The 18930-nt window shown below is 39.3% G+C and carries 18 protein-coding genes; 5 read left to right on the top strand and 13 right to left on the bottom strand.

The genetic code is table 11. From position 1 onward, the window contains the following. The first annotated feature begins 39 nt into the window (after positions 1-39). On the top strand, positions 40-1635 hold the full coding sequence (locus J7E63_RS24530) for an acetolactate synthase large subunit (protein WP_215017347.1): 1596 nt from the start codon (positions 40-42) through the stop codon (positions 1633-1635). A 141-nt stretch (positions 1636-1776) separates the two neighbouring features. Here J7E63_RS24530 and J7E63_RS24525 read toward each other — a convergent pair whose 3' ends face one another. The 5 genes from J7E63_RS24525 to J7E63_RS24505 form a co-directional block, all read right to left on the bottom strand. After that, on the bottom strand, positions 1777-2337 hold the full coding sequence (locus tag J7E63_RS24525) for a hypothetical protein (protein WP_215017345.1): 561 nt from the start codon (positions 2335-2337) through the stop codon (positions 1777-1779). Positions 2338-2440: 103 nt separating this feature from the next. Next, positions 2441-3499: a tartrate dehydrogenase gene (locus J7E63_RS24520; RefSeq protein WP_215017343.1), complete on the bottom strand. Its 1059-nt coding sequence runs from the start codon at positions 3497-3499 to the stop codon at positions 2441-2443. A gap of 180 nt (positions 3500-3679) precedes the next feature. Further along, positions 3680-5620 (bottom strand): FUSC family protein, encoded by a 1941-nt coding sequence (locus J7E63_RS24515; RefSeq protein ID WP_215017341.1) that lies wholly within the window; start codon positions 5618-5620, stop codon positions 3680-3682. Between the two features lie 171 nt (positions 5621-5791). Further along, positions 5792-7978 carry a malate synthase G gene (locus J7E63_RS24510; protein ID WP_215017400.1) on the bottom strand — a complete coding sequence of 729 codons (2187 nt, stop codon included), beginning with the start codon at positions 7976-7978 and terminating at the stop codon, positions 5792-5794. A 284-nt stretch (positions 7979-8262) separates the two neighbouring features. Continuing rightward, the gene (locus tag J7E63_RS24505; RefSeq protein ID WP_168244294.1) at positions 8263-8436 is read right to left on the bottom strand and encodes a hypothetical protein; all 174 of its coding nucleotides are present in this window, start codon (positions 8434-8436) and stop codon (positions 8263-8265) included. Positions 8437-8648: 212 nt separating this feature from the next. Here J7E63_RS24505 and J7E63_RS24500 point away from each other — a divergent pair, with 212 nt between their 5' ends. Then, positions 8649-9158 carry a DUF2243 domain-containing protein gene (locus tag J7E63_RS24500; RefSeq protein WP_215017339.1) on the top strand — a complete coding sequence of 170 codons (510 nt, stop codon included), beginning with the start codon at positions 8649-8651 and terminating at the stop codon, positions 9156-9158. Then, entirely contained in the window at positions 9145-9960 is an 816-nt protein-coding gene (locus tag J7E63_RS24495) for a cytochrome c oxidase assembly protein (RefSeq protein ID WP_251033733.1), read from the top strand. Before J7E63_RS24500 ends, J7E63_RS24495 begins: the two co-directional genes overlap by 14 nt. A 49-nt stretch (positions 9961-10009) precedes the next feature. Here J7E63_RS24495 and J7E63_RS24490 read toward each other — a convergent pair whose 3' ends face one another. Beyond that, a complete protein-coding gene (locus tag J7E63_RS24490; protein ID WP_215017338.1) occupies positions 10010-10732 on the bottom strand; it encodes a DUF2161 domain-containing phosphodiesterase in 723 nt (240 codons plus the stop codon). A 218-nt stretch (positions 10733-10950) separates the two neighbouring features. On the opposite strand from J7E63_RS24490, the gene J7E63_RS24485 reads away from it, so the two are divergent. Further along, positions 10951-11463: a CBO0543 family protein gene (locus J7E63_RS24485; protein WP_215017336.1), complete on the top strand. Its 513-nt coding sequence runs from the start codon at positions 10951-10953 to the stop codon at positions 11461-11463. Between the two features lie 69 nt (positions 11464-11532). Here J7E63_RS24485 and J7E63_RS24480 read toward each other — a convergent pair whose 3' ends face one another. After that, positions 11533-12036 (bottom strand): hypothetical protein, encoded by a 504-nt coding sequence (locus tag J7E63_RS24480; protein ID WP_215017334.1) that lies wholly within the window; start codon positions 12034-12036, stop codon positions 11533-11535. Positions 12037-12243: 207 nt separating this feature from the next. Between J7E63_RS24480 and J7E63_RS24475 the strand changes: the two genes are divergently transcribed. Next, the gene (locus J7E63_RS24475) at positions 12244-12537 is read left to right on the top strand and encodes a hypothetical protein (RefSeq protein WP_215017332.1); all 294 of its coding nucleotides are present in this window, start codon (positions 12244-12246) and stop codon (positions 12535-12537) included. Between the two features lie 124 nt (positions 12538-12661). On the opposite strand, the gene J7E63_RS24470 is transcribed toward J7E63_RS24475, so the two are convergent. From J7E63_RS24470 to J7E63_RS24445, 6 genes are all read right to left on the bottom strand, one after another. Further along, positions 12662-13261 (bottom strand): class I SAM-dependent methyltransferase, encoded by a 600-nt coding sequence (locus tag J7E63_RS24470; RefSeq protein WP_215017330.1) that lies wholly within the window; start codon positions 13259-13261, stop codon positions 12662-12664. Positions 13262-13511: 250 nt separating this feature from the next. Further along, complete coding sequence (locus tag J7E63_RS24465; RefSeq protein ID WP_215017328.1) at positions 13512-14834, bottom strand: aspartate aminotransferase family protein; 1323 nt, start codon at positions 14832-14834, stop codon at positions 13512-13514. A 78-nt stretch (positions 14835-14912) separates the two neighbouring features. Continuing rightward, a complete protein-coding gene (locus J7E63_RS24460; protein WP_215017326.1) occupies positions 14913-15770 on the bottom strand; it encodes an ABC transporter ATP-binding protein in 858 nt (285 codons plus the stop codon). Beyond that, entirely contained in the window at positions 15771-16568 is a 798-nt protein-coding gene (locus J7E63_RS24455; RefSeq protein ID WP_215017324.1) for an ABC transporter permease, read from the bottom strand. It lies immediately after the preceding gene. Between the two features lie 123 nt (positions 16569-16691). Further along, positions 16692-17684, bottom strand: coding sequence for an ABC transporter substrate-binding protein (locus J7E63_RS24450; RefSeq protein ID WP_215017322.1), 993 nt, complete (start codon positions 17682-17684; stop codon positions 16692-16694). Between the two features lie 122 nt (positions 17685-17806). Next, positions 17807-18916: an iron-containing alcohol dehydrogenase family protein gene (locus J7E63_RS24445; RefSeq protein ID WP_215017320.1), complete on the bottom strand. Its 1110-nt coding sequence runs from the start codon at positions 18914-18916 to the stop codon at positions 17807-17809. Positions 18917-18930 lie beyond the last annotated feature (14 nt).

Genomic DNA, 18930 nt, shown 5'->3' with positions numbered 1-18930 from the left:
AAACATAGGATAAAAATCAAGGTTTTTTAGGAGGATCAGATGAAAGTAACAGATGTACTCGTCCATTGTTTAGAAAACGAAGGTGTGGAATATGTGTTTGGGATCGTCGGCACGGAGACACTCGATCTTGCTGATTCATTATCAAAATCAACACAAATTCAGTACGTAAATGTCAGGCACGAACAAGGGGCTGCTTTTATGGCCGATGTATATGGTAGATTATCAAAAAAAGTCGGCGTTTGTTTATCAACACTTGGCCCTGGGGCTACAAATTTATTAACGGGTATTGCCAGCGCTCAGCTCGATCATTCACCCGTGGTGGCATTAATTGGACAGGCTGGTGTGGAACGTCACCATAACGAATCACATCAATATATAGATATAGCTAAAATGTTTGAGCCGTTAACAAAGTGGAGCACTCAAATCAAGGAATCCGAAACTGTCCCCGCGATTATTCGAAAAGCATTCAGAGTAGCAAAAATGGAGAAACCGGGTTCGGTCGCTATTACGATACCGGAGAACTTTTCCACTCAAATGATTCCTGGGAAGCCTTTGCCGGTAACATCTTTGCCTGAAAGTGTCCCAGTTAATGAGGCACTCGTAGCAGCAACCACACTTATTAAACAACATCTAAAACCATTTATTATCATTGGTAACGGAGTAATCAGGCAGGAGGCATGTCCTGAGTTGCTGACCTTTATCGATACCATTCAATCTCCTGTTACCCACAGTTTTATGGCAAAAGGTGTGTTTCCGAAGGAACACCCGCTGAATTTCTTTACGTTTGGATTTAATGAAAACGATGAAGTTTTACCAGGCATGGAGGAAGCAGATTTATTGATTGTTATCGGCTTCGACTTTGTTGAAAAACTGCCGAAAGACTGGAATCAAAAGAAATTTCCTGTTCTACATATCGATACTTTACCTGCCGAAATAAATGAATATTACCCTGTCGGGGTTGAACTGGTCGGGAACATTAAGATGACACTCCAAATGCTTAATCAATCAGAGCTCCCAACTAAATCCTGGGTACCTTCTGGGGAACTTAAAGAAAAAATAAAGACTGCTTATCAAATCGACCAAGATCAGCCAGACTCCAGCACACTGCCCTATACAATTGAGAATGTTCTCCATAGTATTGAAAGTCTTACTTCAGAGAACACAATTGTGATTTCTGATGTCGGTTCCCATAAGGTTTCAATCGCCCGTACCTATCAGCCCAAAATGCCAAACCAGTTAATCATCTCAAACGGTCTAGCTTCAATGGGAATTGCCATACCAGGTGCCATCGGAGCAAAACTGGCTTGTCCCGATGACGACGTTATTTGTATTACTGGTGATGGCGGCGCGCTCATGAATTTTGCAGAATTAGAGACGGCCAAACGTCTAGGGCTCTCTTTCCTTATTATTGTTTTAAATGACTCAATGTTAAAACTTGAGGTTCAGCAAATGAACAAAATGTTTGGAGAAAACTACGGAGTCACCTTCCAGAACCCGAATTTTGTTAATTTAGCCGCTAGCTTCGGTATTAAAGGAATAAGAGCGAGCACCCTCGGTGAATTTGAAAACATACTCAAAGAGGAGCTGCAGCCCCTAGAGGAAATCGTTGTAATTGACGTTGCCTTGCAAAATTGACCCCGAGCCTGAAATAAGGACCACTCCTATCTGAATAAGTAGATAGAAAGGCTTATTCCAGGTGGGATACGATGGAACGACCAGAAAAAATCGGGAACAAATATGGGGCTGCTCCGAGCACAGGTGTGATTTGGAGGGTTACTAGGTTATAAACTTCTTAAACCTTTTTAAAAATGTTAACCCAATAACAACCCAAATCCAGTTATAAAAGCAAGAAAATAATAAAATACTGCCTGTTATAAGGATGGAAAAAGAATCAGAAACAGTTGGACCTAAAACTGGGAATTTGAAAACATATAAAAGGTTGATTATTCCAATCGTTAAAAAAGTAGCCCCAAAAGCAATGATGCTTATTCTTTTCTTGAGAAAATAGAAAGCGATTCCGGTCCCCAGCCCTAACAAGCCAGTTGTAAAGGGGAAAACAATGAGTTCACTTGGTTGAAGGATTAAAAGCAATAGATTGGTAAGGAAATAGGACATTGTGCCAAGTGGAAGGGAGAGGATTGAACAGAATAGAATGGGTGCGGTCGCAAAAGGGCTGATAAAATAGCCCATTACAGGTAAAAAACCACCTGCTGCCTGGAGAACAGCTGCAATGCTAGCGAATAGTGCAGCTAGAACAAGGCGTTTTGTTTTAGAATTTTGTTTGAAGACTAATTGCGCTGAATGAATATCATCCGAAATTGATTTGAACAAAAACATCGGTTCCACCTCGGTCTTTGCGTTTCTTTTCATACAATATATTATTATTTATTGGTGATGGAACCGATGCGTATTTGAAATAATAAGTTGAAACGATAACATATTAGTTTATTATTAACTTCCTAATAATCTCTTCAGTTACTTCTTCTGTTGAATGACTTCCTCCAAGGTCCGGTGTTAAGATGCCCGCATTGGTGACGTTTTCAATAGCATCTAGTAATAAAATCCCCAGTTCCTCTTCTCCAAAATGGTCTAACATCATTTTGGCCGTCCAAATTTGACCTAGCGGATTTGCGATGCCTTTCCCAATAATATCAGGTGCAGACCCATGTACCGGTTCAAACATCGAAGGATATTTTCCATTTACATTAATGTTGGCGGCTGGCGCAACCCCAATACTTCCCATAATTGCCGCACCTAAATCGGTTAATATATCGCCAAAAAGATTACTTGCCACAATCACATCGAATTTATCGGGATGGGTAACAAAGAAGGCTGCCAAGGCATCAATGTGCTGCGAATCTGTATCAACATTTGGATAATCCTTTGATACGTCTTTAAAAACCTCATCCCAGAAAGGCATCGAATAGACAATTCCATTAGACTTCGTCGCGCTCGTTACATGCTTATTACGTTTTAATGCTAGTTCAAAAGCAAAACGCATCGCACGTTCCGTTGCTTTTCTAGAAAAAATACTATTTTGAATGGTGATTTCATCTTCGCCTTGATAGATTCTTCCGCCAACTGAACTGTATTCTCCTTCACTATTTTCCCTGACGACCATTAAATCAAAGTCCTTGGGGTTAATCAACGGTGATTTCACACCTTTAAGTACTTTCGCAGGTCTAATATTAATGACCTGTTCGAATTCTCGTCTTATTTTAATGAGAAGTCCCCAAAGTGAAACATGATCTGGAACGAGTTTGGCGTTACCCACGGCCCCAAGAAAAATAGCATCAAACTCTTTTAATCTTTCAAGTCCATCTGCGGCCATCATTGCTCCATTTTTCAAATAATATTCACACCCGTACGGAAAATGAGTGAATTCAAACTTAATGCCGCCATGGATATTTGCTAATGTATCCAACACTTTAATTGCCGCAGGTACAACTTCATTTCCAATTCCATCCCCAGGTATAGATGCAATTTTTAAATTCTTCATCTTTCCACCACCTTTAATTAGTATCGATTCAGTCGACAGATCGCATGAATATTTTTACATTACATGAATATCATAACACTTTTTTAAAATATAAAAATACACAGAAATATGAAATAAATTTTTGTTATAGTCACCTATTGTAAACATCGCAATAGGTCCTTCTTTTACTTTAACAGAGACTCAACTTTCCATTTGAAGCGACTTTTGCAGGCTGATAATTTCACATTGAATGCTAGGAAATGCTTCGATGTTAGGTACATTTTTTAAAGAAGGCGAACGTTTTCGAGCGGTGGCATTGGCCATCGTTTCACATATATAAAGCAATTGGGAAAGTGTTTCATCTGTTAGAATTGGACGTTCTTCGGTTCTTGAACAATTTTCTAGTAAATATCCTAAATGCTCGATCGAAAAAATTACCGGCCAGTAGTATTCCACTGCTTTTTGATTAACCGGAATCTCGCCTGCAGCTGTAGTATATAGCGTAATTAAATTAATAATATTCGTACGCATTTTTCTTAATTCTCTACTCTCCGAAGCAATAAAACCTTCTCCTTGATCTGAAAAGAGGATAATCAAAAATTGAGCCTGACTTCGGATGGTTTTGGTGATTAAATGTGGCAGTCGACTAGAGGCTGATCGCCTCCCGACTAACCATACACCGATGAGACCAATACTAATTCCGATCAACACATCGATTAATCTGGCCGAGGCAAAATAAGAAAAGCTAAAACTTCCCTGACTCGTGCTTTCTGCCATTAATAATGCATTCGGTGTAAAAAATAGGGCTGCCAATCCATAATTCTTTACAATAAAAAGTTCCGTAATAAACGTCAATAGTAAAACGAAAAAAGCAATAATGTAATCATCTGGGTGCATAGCAAGAATGAAACTAGCAATTAAAATACCAATGATGGTACCCAATCCTCTTTGAATGGCACGATGATAGGTCGCAACAATGGTAGAGCCTGACAAAACAGCTACACAGGATAAAGGGACCCAATAGGACCGTACAAATGCAAACTGAAAGGCAATAATTGCAGCAATGGTCGTAATAACGCCGAATCGTATCGCCGTAATAAAAACAATCGAGTGTTTATCAAAGGCACCCATAAAAATAGTCTTAAAGGAAGGTTTGGAAATTCGAATCGTTTGATTTATTTTAGATGTTGGTTCATTCATGATGGCATCCGCATCATAAACGATTGTAAATAATTGAGCCACCTTTTCATCCATAACTGAAGGCTGAAGAATTTTTTTTGAAAAACTTTCTCCCTTTTTCTTATGGTCTAGTGAATGAGCCATTTCCCGGATAGTTTGACCCAATTCTGGTGGGAAGTTGGAATGACTATCTGAAAAATTTTCAAGGACATACAAAAATAGTTGATTGGCATGATCGTTTAATACGTATAAGCGATTAAAGAGATCCGTTGTTCGCCAAGGGATATACCCTGCTGCCAATGTTTCTTCAGCTTCTTTCAAAACGGACATAACTCGATGTCTCGAAATAGAAAATTTATTTGTACCAACGGAATCGAGAAACGCAGCCAATTCCAAATAAACTCTTTGGACGACCCCTGTTTCTGGGCCATGTGGATTGAAGAACCAGCCAAACATGGCAATCATCCACGATAGGGTTCCACCAAGAAAGACAAGAGCGGCGCGTAACGGGGCAAGCTCTGGTTGGATTGGCATCCCTGTAGTCATCGAAAAAACCAACACAAAAAAGATGGCAGAGGGTCCCGTTATTCGTAATGCACCAAAAATAAAAATAGCAGCTGCTCCAATGATCCCCATTAAAATGGCGATAGCAAGCGGATATGGAGCAGATAGAGTCCCTAATACTGAGACCAAACACATGCCAAGAATGACAAAAACTAGCTTTTTTGCCCGCTGAGCATAGGGGATATTAAATACATAAAGATAGGTAAAGCCCCCCATCCCGGCTAACAATCCATATTCTAAATTACCAAATAATAATCCAATAATAACAGGGAGTGCTGCAGCAATACCTGCACAAAATGCCTTTAGCCAGGGAAATGGCTTCTTATTCACTGCCATCGATTGCTTTATAATAGTTAGGAATTTAGATTTAGAGGCTCCTGCTTTGTGGCTTTCTTCCATCCTGATCGCTTCTTTCCAACATTAGTAAAGTTTCCTTCTGTTCCATATTACTCATTCCTATTTACTCCTTAAAAGGTAATGTATCAAAGGTATTTTTCCTTATGTTGACAGTTTCATTCATCAAAAAAAGCAACTACATCTGTAACCATGTAGTTGCTTGTGATTTTGGCACTATAAATTGTGGTGCTCAACTCTCCATTTGGCTTTAGCTTCAATACGGCGACGATGCAAAATCGGCTCAGTGTAGCCGTTTGGCTGATCATAGCCTTTAAATACTAAGTCGCACGCTGCTTGAAATGCAACAGATTGATCATAATCTACAGCCATCGGGCGATAGGCCGGGTCACCTTCATTTTGACGGTCCACTACTTTCGCCATCCGCTTTAACGTTTCTAGGACCTGTTCCTTCGTACAAATACCGTGGTGCAGCCAGTTAGCGATATGCTGGCTAGAAATCCTTAACGTGGCACGGTCTTCCATCAAACCCACATGATTAATATCTGGTACTTTCGAACAGCCAACGCCCATTTCTACCCAACGAACGACATAGCCAAGAATGCCCTGAGCATTGTTATCAACCTCCTGCTGAATTTCCTCAGCGGACCAGTTGGTATTTTCGGCAGCAGGAATCGTTAAAATCTGATCTCTTAAATCCTGAATATCCTTTGCTAACTCATCCTGCACCCTTGAAACATCTAACTGATGATAATGAAGGGAATGCAGGGTTGCAGCGGTTGGTGATGGAACCCATGCAGTCGTCCCGCCCGCTTGCAAGTGTCCGATTTTTTGTTTGAGCATTTCAGCCATCAGGTCCGGCATCGCCCACATCCCTTTACCAATCTGGGCCCGACCTTTCAGACCAGCGGCAAGTCCGACATACACATTTGATTTTTCATAGCTTTGCAGCCAAGTCGAAAACTTCATTTCGTTTTTGCGAATAACCGCTCCGATTTCCATAGACGTATGAATTTCATCACCAGTTCGGTCCAAGAAACCAGTATTAATGAATACAATTCGATCCTTGACTTCACGAATACAATTCTTCAAATTCAAAGACGTCCGGCGCTCTTCGTCCATCACACCAATCTTAAGCGTATTCCGTACAAGACCAAGCATGTCTTCCACGCGATTAAACGTTTCGTTGGCAAACGCCGCTTCTTCGGATCCATGCATTTTCGGCTTTACGATATAGATCGATCCCTTAGACGAGTTTTGATATTTTCCATTCGCCAAAAGAGAATGCTTGGCAATTAAACTGGTAAGGACCGTATCCATTAACCCTTCTGGTACCTCGTTCCCATCCTTGTCAAGAATCGCATGACTCTTCATTAAATGGCCGACAATACGGACAAACATAAGCGATCGCCCTTTTAAAGCGAATTCTTCACCTGATGGGGATGTATATTGTCGATCAGGCTGGAGAGATCGCGTGATCGTCTTTCCATTCTTAGTTAAAGCAGCTGTCAAGTCTCCCTTCATCAATCCGAGCCAATTGTAGTAAACAGATACCTTATCCTCAGCATCAACGGCGGCAACTGAATCTTCACAGTCCATAATCGTTGTTAATGCCGACTCTATGAAAATATCTTTAACACCCGCCAGGTCTGTTTTGCCAATTGGATGGCTGCGGTCGACTTGGATTTCAAAATAGAGACCATTATTTTTAAACAAAATGGAGAAAGGTTCTTCTGGATTCCCCTGATACCCGAATAGTTTGGTTTCATCTGAAAGCCCTTTGGTTGAGCCATTGCGGAGTAAAACTGATAATCTCCCATTCACAATCGAATATTTAACAGCTTCCTTATGGGAAAATTGGTTAAGTGGTATGGCTTGATCAAGAAACTCCCTTGCAAAAGCAATTACTTTTTCTCCTCGAAGTGGATTATAGCCAGCATTTCGCTGGGCTCCGCCGTCCTCACTTATTGCATCCGTTCCATATAATGCATCGTAAAGGCTTCCCCACCGGGCGTTAGCTGCGTTTAAGGCATAGCGGGCATTATCAACAGGAACGACAAGCTGCGGTCCTGCTTTTAAGGCTACTTCCTCATCGACATTTTCAGTAGTAATTTGAAAGTCTGCTGCCTCCGACTCTAAATAGCCAATTTCCTTTAAAAATGATTTATAATTTTCAAAGTGGAAGGATTTATTTATTCGGTGCCAGGCATTGATTTGATGTTGAATGTCATCCCTTCGAGCTAATAGCTGATTATTTTTCGGTGTCAAATCAGCAAAGAGTGTCTCGAAATCAGCCCAGAACTTTTCGTGGTCCAAGCCAGTTCCAGGTAAAGCGTCCTCGTTAATAAACTGATAAAGTACATCTGCTACTTGAAGATTACCTATTTTTACATAGTTTGACATCATTCAAATTCCTCCTTATGTAGCTTAAACTTTTACATCCACCTATTAATCTGTGATTCTCTTCAAAATGAAAAAATAAGAATCTTATTAAACCTTTCCCCATTTTCTCCTCTCCGCAAAAAATAATGAAGCGCTTCCTTTATTATACAATAATTGAAATAAGAAAAAACCTTGCAGTATGCAAGATTATCTTTTCATTCAACATCCGTTAAAAATAAGAATGATGGCAGCAGCAATTACCGTTAGATGCTGCCAGAAGTCTATTTCACTTCAAAAATTTATAATTACTTAGCCGAAAGGATTTTGATTTCATTTTCAGCCTCAACCATTCTGCCAAATCGATATCCTTCAATCAGTACATGCCGCTCATGATCACTTAGTCGACGCTTCCATTTCGTTTCTAAAAAATAGATGACTTCGTTATAGAAGATTTCCTGGTATTCAAAAGGTTTATTCATAAATAAGTCTCCTTCCTATCTTAATCGCCCTATGCTTAACAGTCTTGACAAATTGAGGAGAAATTAAAAATAAGAATTTTTATCCACCCATTTTTGCTATCAACTCAATAAGATAACATTAAGGACTGGCACTCTTCTGGAAACCTGTTTATTGTTAATACATTTAGGGTAAATTGAAATGCAGAAGAATTAGTTGGATAAAGGAGAAGAAAATGGAACCAAAAAATAAGATTACTAATCACAAGAATTACCCTGCATACACAAGTCGAAATCTCTGGTCTGGCATTCTGTTTGGCATTGGACTGGTCGCTTTTATAGACGAAACTATTTTTCATCAATTACTGCATTGGCATCATTTCTACGATAAATCTACGACTGCGATTGGACTAGTATCCGATGGATTTTTTCATGCGTTTAGCTGGTTTGCTACAGTTGGATCATTATTTATGGTTGCCGACCTTCGCCGCCGTAGTGGATGGCTGCTACCGAGGTGGTTGGGCAGTGTATTGCTTGGGGCTGGAGGATTCCAATTATTTGATGGAACCATCCAACATAAACTGATGAGACTTCACCAAATACGCTATCAAGTAAACATCCTACCCTACGACATGGTGTGGTACACAACCTCTGTTCTGATGATTATTATAGGCATCGTCCTCCTCGTTCGTACGAATAAGAGATATAAATCATCAGGAGTCTCCAAAGAAAATGCACATACATAATCACATCCAACAAGGTTCTGAAATGGAAATCCATGAATTGGTTCCTCAACTGATTTTAACTCTGCCGTTTATTATGGCATTAGTAATCTATCTCTACGCAGTCATTCTATCTAAGCGACGGGAAAAATCATGGCGGTTTTTCCGAATATTCTTGTGGATCGGAGGATTGTCCTGTTCCTTAGCTGCTATTTCAGGACCTATGGCCGCCCGTTCCCATCAAGATTTCACGTCACATATGCTCGGCCATCTCCTGCTCGGGATGCTGGCACCGCTTCTTATGGTCCTGGCCGCCCCAATGACACTAATTCTGCGAACATTAAACGTAAAGCAAGCACGGCTCTTATCCCGTATTATAAAAAGCAACCCAATCAGATTCATCAGTAATCCTATTGTAGCCTCACTCCTAAATGTCGGCGGCCTTTGGGTGCTCTATACAACTAGCCTATATCAAACGATGCAACATAACGCACTGCTTCACATCATAGTCCACCTGCATGTATTCCTTGCGGGCTATTTTTTCACAGCAGCCTTTATTTATACGGATCCCCAGCCACACCGGACAAGTAATCTATTCCGTTCGAGCGTATTAATCATCGCCTTGGCATGCCACGGCATTCTTTCAAAATATATTTATGCTCATCCGCCAATGGGAGTTCCCGTTGCCCAAGCCAAAACGGGCGCTTTGATTATGTACTATGGTGGAGATGTCATTGACTTGATTCTGATCACTATCTTTTGTTATCAATGGTTCAAAGAAACACGACCGCGAACGACCCAAGTATATTTTGAACATAGAAAGTAAAAAAGACTGTCCCAAGTAATTTTTGGGGCAGCCTTTTAGGTAGTAGCAGTTAAGTAACCTGGTCATCGCCTAAACTAGTTAAATAATAATTTATCAACTCTGGATATTCCTTGATTTCTTCTTTCCCCTTCTCAGTTATTACATAGATACCTCGTTTGATCCTTTCAAACCAACCATAATAGTTTTTAGTAAGGACCGAGGAAGTATTTTTTCCAGATCCCAATTGATTTAACTTTTTCGGGGATAATGGACCCAAATTTTCTAGGTAACACGCAATTTGGATGCAATTTTCTTTATAAGCTGTCATAATCTTGGTTCGATTACTGCCGCCCACATTATAGTCCGCACTACGGCCGTTAATTTCCTTCCTAATAGAATCTCGCTTGCGTTTGTTTTTGCGGCGAATAAATGGAGTGGGCTCGAAAATAATTTCTGCCCTTCCCCGTTTTCCTGGGCTCGAAACAACAATCAATCCCAGCTCCAACCTGCGAATTAAATGGCATTTTTCTGTCCACCGTTTAGAATTTAAACGATGCTTCGGTTTCGGTATCGCCACATAAACTTTATCCGTAATCCGCTGCCGTTTGGCCGCCTGTATTAGTAAATCCACACTTAAGGTGAGTTTTAATTCAATGACAACTAACTCTTCATCTTTCACTGCAACAATATCGCAGTCCTTCACTTCCCCGTAAACCTCATACCCTTCACGTAAAAAATAAGTCTGAATGGGTTTATATAAATCTATCTCTTGGAGCTTTTTTGTTTCCGTCACACGGTATCACCACCCAATGCAAACCTTTAGAATCATACTTACAAATGTAACCCATTTTTTCTTTTTGGAAAAGGATGTTTTACCGATGAAAGAACTTAATTCTTTATATGATTTGTAGAATTTATAACTGAATTTAAAAATTTTATTATTACTCACCTATGGATGGTCTATCTATTTTTGGGAAATATAGTATTTATTAACTTCTAGGAGTGTACCTCATGATTGCCATCATTTATGCGGTTATTTGGATAATTGTTGCCTTTAAGTTCGCAGATCGAAATTGGAAGGCCTATTATCCTACGATGCTTTTTGCTTCCCTTGGAGAGTCATTATATGAACTCCTTTGTTATAAATATCAACTTTGGCAAATGGAACCAAATGGGGTACAGTTTGCTATGATTCCGATTTTGTTATTAACTTTGATTGGAATGCCCCTCTCGACATGGGTTTACCTTTCCAAATATCCTTTTAGAAAAGGCGTCCTCTATAAATCTCTTTACATCGCCTTTTTTACATTCGCCTATATTATTTTGGAATATGTAGCGGTGAAGGGCGGATCGATTACCTACCACCATCATTGGAATTTATTATGGTCCCTATTATTCGTAATTGTTATGTTCTTAATCATTCGAATCCATTTTAAAAGACCTATCCTCGCCCTTATTTTTTCAGCAATCTTTGCTATTTTTCTATGTTTGGGTTTTGATGTTTCCCTTGTCAAAATGAAGTAATTTTATAACGGCTTTCAGCACACTTCCGTCTGTCCTCTTTCAGACGGAAGTGTGCTGACTACACCAAAATCATTTCGATTCTTGTTTTTCCCAAAATTCATAGATCATTTCATGAAAAATTTCATTTAAGCTTTTCTTTTTTTGTTTTTTTAACCACTCGACCTGGTCGATTGGCAAATTAAGTTTTAAACCAACATCCTCATTTGGCATTTCGACTTTTCTTATTTCTTCTATAGTAATGCCATCTTCTATATTCGGAAACCAAGAATCATTTTCGTTTACCCGATCGAAATCTTGATATTCTTGGATATCATCGAGTGCACAGAATAAATTAAGTTGTGGCAAGCCTCCAGCCAGAATTTTTACATGCATAATGGAATTTATGATTCTCCCATCTTCAAATTCTATCTCAACAATTAGATTTTCAACGGTTTTATATTTTTTTACAACAACCTCACTTACAATCAGATCCAATTCTAAGGTAAAGCCTGAGCTCGATTCAAAGATGTAAACCGCATTTCTAAATACATGAATACTCTCGCCATCGATTGTGACTGATTTTACAAGTGCCATAAACCTTTCCTCCATACATTTGGTTCATCTATTAGTTCATAGAAACTACGCCTATTTTATAGCGGTAATATTGATTCTCACTCTTTAAATTTACCATATAAATGAAGTGACCGTTGAATTTTTATTTCAACTTTTAATACTCAATAATTTTTATGCCAATGGGGAATATTAGAAGAGGCAATATATTGGAAAGAGGTGAACGAGTTAATGAATCAAGATCTTACAATTGATCCTAACCAAATGCCTAAATTCAATAGTCATGAGGAAGCAAGAGGTTGGTTTAAAGGGCAATTTGGCGACCGATTTTTACTGAGGATGACGGATATGAAAGATGAAAAAAGAGTGAATTTTTATCATCTCGTCAAAGACCCTGAGGTGTATAAGCCTTACATGGAGAGCTTTGCCAGCGTGGTTCAACATGATATCACCAACATGGACGTCTTCAAAAGCTATACAACTATCGAAATTGATGACAATGGGAATGTTGAAATCAAGGATTAAATTTTGGGGGTTGACCCCAGGAGCGTTAAATCAATAAAAGATAAGAAAACGAGACTGGCTGGCTCTAATGTTGTTTTTAGCCAACATTAGAGCCAGCCTTCCAATATGGAGACTCTTGAAAAAACTATGCTTTCTTATTATTTTTGGCTTCAGCAAAAACAAATAAATCACGATAATATTTTTGCACCTTTATTATTGAGATATCATGAGAAATTAGTAAGTCTAAGGTATTCCTATTTAAACAGCATCCATCACAGATTTTTTTCCAAGCGGGAGTTAACCAGTCCTGGAGTGTGGATAAAAACTGATTTTGCATTTTTACATGCTCAAATAGTAGAATTTTACCTTCAGGCTTACATACTCGTTTCATCTCTATAATGGCTATATCCGGATTTGGAATCGTACAAAATACAAGTGTTGCCACTACTGTATCGAAAGTATCTGCAGCAAAAGGCAGTTTTTCTGCACTTGCCTGCACGATTTCTATTGGGACTAGTGATTGCTTATGTTTCGATAAGGAACGCTCAATCATATGTTGACTCGGTTCAATCGCAGTCACTTTTTCTGAGGATTCATATAAAGGAAAATTAATTCCTGTACCCGACCCTAATTCTAGGACACTTCCTGTTGCCTTTGAAAGAAGTTCCTTACGAATCCTCTTAAACTTCTTTTTCTCCAACGGATTCATAAAAAAATCATACCAATTTGCAAATAAACGTCTCAAAATTTTCAACTCCAAACAAGTAACCACAAAGGAATAAGATATATTAATTTTAACATCCAATGCCCGATAAGGTTGCTACTAAATAAATAACAGTATACCATTATTTCGCTAATATCCTTGTACAATTTTCTCTTCTTAAAAATATATTAGTTTACATAATATTTTTATAATAAACTATTTTTCCTATACAAGACAAAATAAAAAGCGATGAGAGAAAAATCTCAACGCTTATCATTCTGTTTGCTGATTATTATTTTACTGGCTGCATCAATGTCGCTTCATACTCCGATAATGCTTCATCAAGCATTTGCAGCCCTTCATCAATTTGTTCCTTAGTGACTATTAACGGTGGGATCATGCGAATGACTTCCCCATGATTTCCGCATAAATAGAATAAAACACCTTTTTCAAGCGCGAGGTCAAGAATTTTTAACAATCCTTCCCCATTCGGTCCACCTGTCACAGGGTCAATGATCTCAATTCCAATCATTAAGCCCACAGCACGGATGCTTCCAATAACAGGGTGACGTTCTTTAATTCGTTCTAGCTGCTGAACGGCATAGCTTCCCATGTTTCGAGTATTTTCAAGTAGGTTTTCCTCTTTCATTACTTCCAAGGTAGCTAGTGCAACGGAACATGCAATTGGATTTCCGCCAAACGTTGTCCCATGACTTCCGAGTGGCCATTGTTTCATTAATTCACTGGAAGAGACCGTCGCGCTAAGCGGAAGACCATTGGCAATTCCTTTAGCAATTGCCATAATATCTGGGGTTACATCAAAGGTTTGCGCTGCGAACCATTGACCTGTACGGCCAAATCCTGTTTGAACTTCATCAAATATCAATAAGATATTGTGGCGATCACAAATCTCACGAACCTTTTTTAACCAGCCCTTCGTTGGAACAATATAACCGCCTTCACCAAGAACAGGCTCTAAAATCACACATGCGACTTCTTCCGGTGTTACTTGATGACTAAATAAAGAGGCGAAATCTTTTTCTAATTTTTCGATTACATATGCTTCAGGGTCTAGACCTTCTGGGCATTCTTTTACATTTGCATAAGGAACCTGATAGGTAAGACCGGATGGCTGCATGAATTTTCGATATTTGCTTTTAGATGTAGTCACACTTAATGCGCCTAACGAACGGCCATGAAAACAACCAGTAAAGGAAATAACATACGGACGTTTCGTTACATATTTTGCTAGTTTAAGAGCTCCTTCGATTGCTTCCGTCCCACTATTGGAAAAGAAAAAGCAATCAAGGTCTCCGGGTAAAATATTGGCCAGTTCATCGGCTAAACGTAAAATCGACTCATACATTATCACGCCAGATGGACCATGCATCAATCCATCTGCTGCATCTTTTATGGCTTGCACCACCTTTGGATGACGATGCCCAACATTTGTTACGGCTATCCCGGATGTAAAATCAAGATACTTCTTTCCATCCATTCCAAAGTAATAGCAGCCTTCCTCTTTAACAACTGGTAGATTTGGATGGTCCTTCGCCATGCTAGGTGCAAGTAGATTTGGCATATTTTTCACGAGGTGATCCCATTTGTTCTCCATACTTTGACCTCCCTATTCGTAATCCTTTTCTCTCGAAATTACGGGTTTCTTCTATTATTATCAGTTTAGTGACGTGAGTTATTTAATCGCTTTTAAACTTTCATCTCGAATCAGCGACAATAATTCTTCTTTGTATTCGGCAAACTCGAGTGTAGCTTTTACACCAAAATCTCTAGGTCTCTCTAGTGTTATAGGGATCTTTTTCTTTAAACGACCTGGTCTTGCAGTCATCACATAAACGGAATCTGCTAAAAAGATCGATTCATCGACATCATGCGTAATAAATAAAATCGTCTTTTTGGACTCTTCCCATGCTTTCAGGAGCACTTCTTGCATAATGTTTCTAGTTTGGGCGTCCAATGCTCCAAATGGCTCATCCATTAATAATATTTTCGGATCGTTTGCCAGCGCCCGTGCAATCGCAACACGTTGTTTCATCCCGCCGGATAATTGGATCGGGAAATGATTTTCAAATCCTTCCAATCCGATTAATTGTAAGTAATGGCCTGCAATATCGTCTCGTTCTTTTTGAGAAACACCCTTTAGCTTTAGTCCAAAGGTAATATTCTCTTTGACAGATAACCATGGAAATAAAGTGTACGATTGAAACACCATACCTCGATCAGGTCCAGGTCCATTGATTTCCTGCCCATCAAGAAGAACTTTTCCTGACGTTGCATCTTCTAAACCTGCGACAATCCGTAACACGGTGGATTTACCACAACCTGAAGGTCCTAAAATGGTGACAAATTCCCCTTCCTCAATCGAAAAGGAGGTTTTTTCTAATGCGGTTGTTTCACCTTTTTTTGTTTTAAAGACTTTCCCTACCTCTTTAATTTCTAACTTTGGGGTACCCGTTTTTAAAACAAGAGATTCTCTCTGTTTTGGTACAACTATTTCTTCTACTTCTTTCACTTTTAATCCAGGTGTAACCATCTAGAAACCATCCTTTCTCATCCAAGAAAACGAAGCCTTGTATATAGCTTTAAAGAGAATATCTGTAATCAGCCCCAGTAAACCAATAATTAGAATGCCCACGATGATTTTATCCGGCTGCAGAAAACGTGATGCCTGCATGATCATATATCCTAAACCACTAGATGCACCAACGATTTCAGCGACGACTAAATATGTCCACGCCCATCCGAATGTAATACGAAGCGTATCAACAATTCCCGGTAATGAAGCAGGCAGAATTACCTTTGTGAACACCTGTGCCTTCTTTGCGCCTAATGTATAGGAAACATCGACTAAATCATTTTGAACATTTTTCGTAACGTCCATAATCATCAGTGTCAGCTGAAAAAACGTTCCTAAGAAAATGACACTCATTTTTTCGGTCTCTCCAAGTCCAATCCAAAGAATAAGTAAGGGAATGAAGGCGGATGCCGGCATATAGCGAATGAATCCGATGATCGGTTCAAATGCTCCCTCCATAATCCGCAGCGATCCCATTAAGATCCCTAGAGGTATGCCAATAATGGCAGCAGCTAGAAACCCGAAAAGAACCCTTGTAAAACTGATTCCAATATCAGAGAGAATCTCACCATTAATGAACATATCGACGGCTGTCGCTAATACAGCAGATGGAGTTGGTAAGAATAAAGGATTAACAAACTGTCCGTAACTGAGTACAGACCAAATCAATAGAAAAATAATAAATGTTAAAAAGCCAGCCGAAGTGTAAAACATTTTTGGAATTTCCTTATTAGGAGTAAACAATTTTGCTATCATTTTTTCTCACCTATTTTCTTATGCGTTTTATTTTGAAAAAAAGCCTAACTGATGAGGGAAAAAACAACTCATGAGTCAGGCTGATCAAAGTGAATCCAAAAATAATTTTGCTAGGAAACTTCTTTACTTTTGGAAAGTTGGATTGATGACATCTTCTGCTTTTGGCTCTGTTTTAAGTAGTTTTTGATCCTTGTAAAACGAAATCGCATTTTCTGTTGATTGATAAATGGAGCCCTTTGCACCTTCCGTGCCAAATAATTTTACGTTATCCTCTTTTGAAAAGAATTTCAAACCAGTTACCGTTCCTTCAAATTCTTTTAGGTCAATTTTTAAACCTTTCGCCATAATTTCGTTGGCTTCCTTTTCATGTTCTTTCCAGTAAGTCATTGCTTCGCCCATAGCTTTTACAAAAGCTTCCACATCTTTCGGACGATTTTTGATGACATCTTCTTTAAAGCTGACGGTATCAACAATAATTCCTGATAGATCTTTGGTTGTTAACAATACCTTTCCGTTTGCTTGTGCTCCTTTTGATAACCAAGGCTCCCATGTTACGGCTGCATCCACTTTACCAGCTGCAAAAGCTGCACCAGCATCGCCTGCAGACATTTGGACAACTTGCACATCTTTTTCCGTTAATCCGCCTTGTTTTAAGGCTTGTAGTGCTAGCATATGGCTTGTTGAACCAACTTCAAATGCTACTTGTTTCCCTTTTAAATCTTTCACACTATTAATTCCTTTTTTTACAAGGATGCCATCTCCGCCGTATGAATCATCCAATAACCAAACAACTTGAACTGGGATTTCAGAGGCTGCTAATGAAACTTGCACATCCAGTGCTGTTGCCATCCCGTCAATTTTCCCGCTTGCTAACGCTTGTTTACGTTCACCTAATCCTTCAACAATGGAAAGATCCACATCAATACCATTCTTTTTGAAAAAGCCCTTTTCCTTTGCTAAAAATAATGGGCCATATCCTGTCCATGTCGGCAATGTCACTCTCAAAGGTTCAGACGACTTCCCATTTTCTGCAGTACTTGCCGCGTCCTTTTTTCCACATGCCGCTAACACGAATAACAACATCAACGAGCAAACAACTAATAACCATTTTTTCATCCTAAATTCCCCCTTGATTGATTAAAAAAATTATCTCTCTTTCGTGTAGCTAGCTTCATAGAATCAAGTTTTTTCAACCATGTTGCTCTTTTTTAAATGGACTGCCTACGAATAAAGAACCATTACTGTGCAGCAACACCAGTAGTTAACATCCCATTTCCTATTTCATCTGCTCGGCGGATAGCTTCAATCACCATTTCTGGTGTGACTTCAAATGGCATATTCGCCATATCTTCAATAGTAACGGTAATGTCACCAAGCCTTCTCCACTGACTATTTGTTAAATTTGTTATCCCCATTTGCTTTAAAGTAAAAGGAAGTCCTACTTCCTGGTAATAACTTATTAACGTTTTCAACTCATCATCACTGGTATTCTCCATACACAACTGTGCAAGAATACCAAAGGAAACAATTTCACCATGATAGGTCTGGTGCACTTCAGGGAAAATCGTTAATCCGGAATAGATGGCGTGCGCTCCTGCTGTCCGGCAATCATCCCCGCCGTACCCACTTACACTGCCACTGACTAAAATAACGGTATCTATCACATTTTCGAATTCTTTTGTCACTGTTTGTGCTTTTACAGCATTGACAGACTCTTTCCCTATTTGAAGCAACGTTTGGTACACCTGACCTGCTATCGCAATGGCCGTCTGATTTAAGGCTGTTGGTGTTGCTTTTTTCACAGAGGATTTCGTTTCGAAATATTTAGCCAATGTATCGCCAATACCGGCTATTAAAAAACGAACGGGCGCCTCCAAGATAATTTCCGAATCTACCAAGACTAAATCAGGAGCTTTTGACTTTCGTTCAATCCCGAGAAATTCACCTTCATTGCTGTAAAGAATGGTAATAGGTGTGGCAGCGGCACAGGTTGCGGCGATTGTTGGGATGGCAACTAAAGGTTTGTTAAGCCGGTAAGCAACGGCTTTTACCGTATCAATTGCTTTACCTCCACCTGCCACGATGAGGACATCGATCTTTTCTTCTCTTAAGTCTGCTACTAATCTATCGATATTCGATTCGGAAGATTCTCCTCCATACCACAGGGAATGCTTCAATAAAATCCCATGCTCTGACAAACTTTTTCGTAATGAAACTTCTACAATTTCTTTACTTGTATGGCCTCCAATAAGGGCGGCAGAGTTTCCGAAGTTTTTTATGTATGGTCCTGCTTCTTCTAATAACCCCTTATTTCTAATATATTGAGCTGGTCCTACTGTTACTTTCATAATCCACCCCTTCT

This window comes from Bacillus sp. ISL-75 (assembly GCF_018613095.1).
The sequence above is the reverse complement of the archived record's forward strand: the minus strand, read 5'-3'. Positions and strand labels throughout refer to the sequence as shown.

What these genes read in the sequence shown, in the direction of transcription:
- J7E63_RS24530 (WP_215017347.1), top strand. Translation starts at nt 40, where the DNA reads ATGAAAGTAACAGATGTACTCGTCCATTGTTTAGAAAACGAAGGTGTG.
- J7E63_RS24525 (WP_215017345.1), bottom strand. Translation starts at nt 2,337, where the DNA reads ATGTTTTTGTTCAAATCAATTTCGGATGATATTCATTCAGCGCAATTA.
- J7E63_RS24520 (WP_215017343.1), bottom strand. Translation starts at nt 3,499, where the DNA reads ATGAAGAATTTAAAAATTGCATCTATACCTGGGGATGGAATTGGAAAT.
- J7E63_RS24515 (WP_215017341.1), bottom strand. Translation starts at nt 5,620, where the DNA reads ATGGAAGAAAGCCACAAAGCAGGAGCCTCTAAATCTAAATTCCTAACT.
- J7E63_RS24510 (WP_215017400.1), bottom strand. Translation starts at nt 7,978, where the DNA reads ATGTCAAACTATGTAAAAATAGGTAATCTTCAAGTAGCAGATGTACTT.
- J7E63_RS24505 (WP_168244294.1), bottom strand. Translation starts at nt 8,436, where the DNA reads ATGAATAAACCTTTTGAATACCAGGAAATCTTCTATAACGAAGTCATC.
- J7E63_RS24500 (WP_215017339.1), top strand. Translation starts at nt 8,649, where the DNA reads ATGGAACCAAAAAATAAGATTACTAATCACAAGAATTACCCTGCATAC.
- J7E63_RS24495 (WP_251033733.1), top strand. Translation starts at nt 9,145, where the DNA reads ATGCACATACATAATCACATCCAACAAGGTTCTGAAATGGAAATCCAT.
- J7E63_RS24485 (WP_215017336.1), top strand. Translation starts at nt 10,951, where the DNA reads ATGATTGCCATCATTTATGCGGTTATTTGGATAATTGTTGCCTTTAAG.
- J7E63_RS24480 (WP_215017334.1), bottom strand. Translation starts at nt 12,036, where the DNA reads ATGGCACTTGTAAAATCAGTCACAATCGATGGCGAGAGTATTCATGTA.
- J7E63_RS24475 (WP_215017332.1), top strand. Translation starts at nt 12,244, where the DNA reads ATGAATCAAGATCTTACAATTGATCCTAACCAAATGCCTAAATTCAAT.
- J7E63_RS24465 (WP_215017328.1), bottom strand. Translation starts at nt 14,834, where the DNA reads ATGGAGAACAAATGGGATCACCTCGTGAAAAATATGCCAAATCTACTT.
- J7E63_RS24460 (WP_215017326.1), bottom strand. Translation starts at nt 15,770, where the DNA reads ATGGTTACACCTGGATTAAAAGTGAAAGAAGTAGAAGAAATAGTTGTA.
- J7E63_RS24455 (WP_215017324.1), bottom strand. Translation starts at nt 16,568, where the DNA reads ATGATAGCAAAATTGTTTACTCCTAATAAGGAAATTCCAAAAATGTTT.
- J7E63_RS24450 (WP_215017322.1), bottom strand. Translation starts at nt 17,684, where the DNA reads ATGAAAAAATGGTTATTAGTTGTTTGCTCGTTGATGTTGTTATTCGTG.
- J7E63_RS24445 (WP_215017320.1), bottom strand. Translation starts at nt 18,916, where the DNA reads ATGAAAGTAACAGTAGGACCAGCTCAATATATTAGAAATAAGGGGTTA.